Origin of the sequence: Cupriavidus sp. SIMBA_020 (assembly GCF_046535395.1) — a bacterium.
Lineage (GTDB): Bacteria > Pseudomonadota > Gammaproteobacteria > Burkholderiales > Burkholderiaceae > Cupriavidus > Cupriavidus campinensis.
Map to the genome: position 1 here is coordinate 1 of NZ_JAWRWU010000561.1, position 272 is coordinate 272.

Consider the following 272-nt stretch of genomic DNA (forward strand, 5'->3'; position numbering starts at 1 on the left):
GTCGCCGTGTGGTGCCGGCCTTTGCCGTGGCTGCCGCCGCCGCGACGCTCACTTGGATCGTCGTGCCGCAACTACAAGGTGTACCGGGCGGGCCGGGCGCGGCGCAGGTCGCGTCGGTCCAGTCGCAGGGTGCGCTGCAGCGGGTGGCGATGGCGTCCGCGCCGGCGGCTGCCGTTCAGGCCGTCGCACAAGACGCCAACATCATTCGCGACGCCAGTCTGGATCAGTATCTGGAAGCGCACCAGCAATTCGCGCAACAACCGGCCATGCCG

1 pseudogene is annotated in these 272 nt (G+C 69.9%); it reads left to right on the plus strand.

Annotation, left to right across the window (positions count from 1 at the left end):
* Positions 1–272, plus strand: a pseudogene (locus tag SB751_RS30525) (anti-sigma factor); the annotation flags it as partial.